The organism is Acinetobacter sp. YH12236 (assembly GCF_013417645.1).
GTDB lineage: Bacteria > Pseudomonadota > Gammaproteobacteria > Pseudomonadales > Moraxellaceae > Acinetobacter.
Window position 1 is genome coordinate 1 of record NZ_VPDM01000081.1, and the last position, 1,007, is coordinate 1,007.

Annotated in this window: 1 protein-coding gene; it reads left to right on the forward strand. The window is 36.7% G+C overall.

Features of this window, described 5'->3' with window-relative positions:
• A protein-coding gene (locus tag FTV14_RS15905; protein ID WP_179994544.1) for an IS4-like element ISAba1 family transposase occupies positions 1-989 on the forward strand; the annotation gives its coding sequence in 2 pieces (ribosomal slippage) (positions 1-439 and positions 439-989; 990 coding nt annotated over the 2 pieces). This gene is flagged as partial in the annotation.
• Positions 990-1,007: the final 18 nt, after the last annotated feature.

Here is a 1,007-nt window from a genome sequence, read left to right on the forward strand (position 1 = left end):
AAGCAAACATGTAATCTTTCTTCTGCATCTAAAGCCTTGCCCATCAAGTGTTTACCACAATCATTTTATCGACGTATGCAGCGCTTCTTTGCAGGTCAGTATTTTGATTATCGTCAAATTTCTCAGTTGATTTTCAATATGTTTTCATTCGACCAAGTGCAACTGACTTTAGATAGAACCAATTGGAAATGGGGAAAACGAAATATTAATATCCTGATGCTCGCAATCGTTTATCGTGGAATAGCGATACCTATCCTTTGGACATTGCTTAATAAACGTGGAAATTCAGATACGAAAGAGCGTATTGCTTTGATTCAACGCTTTATAGCCATTTTTGGTAAAGACCGTATTGTGAATGTGTTCGCAGACAGAGAGTTTATCGGTGAGCAGTGGTTTACATGGTTAATTGAACAAGACATCAACTTCTGCATTCGTGTTAAAAAAACTTCATTGTCACCAATCATTTAGGAAAGAATCATAAAATTAGTGATTTATTTCGCCATCTTAAAGTTGGTCAAATTGAATGTCGTAAACGACGGATTTTGGTTGGTCGGGTGAAACTATATATAAGTGCACTACAGTTAGAAAATGGAGAGCTTTTACTCGTCGTTTCTCCTCAGTTTAATGCCAATGCTATTCAGGATTATGCATTACGCTGGGAAATTGAAACCTTATTCAGTTGTCTCAAAGGACGCGGGTTTAATCTTGAAAATACGCGCTTGACAGACCCTAGACGAGTGAAAAAATTGATTGCGGTGTTAGCTATAAGCTTCTGTTGGTGTTACTTAACGGGTGAATGGCAACATAATCAAAAAAAAGCGATAAAAATAAAGAAGCATGGACGACTCTCAATGAGTTTATTTCGCTATGGTTTAGACTATGTTCAAATGGCGATTCAGCGTTTAATTGGTTTTGGGAAAAAAGAAGAGTTTAAGGAAATTTTGGCAATTTTAAGAAAGCAGAATCCTGATAGGATAAGGGTTCTGTGAAATTTGTCGTGTACAGAG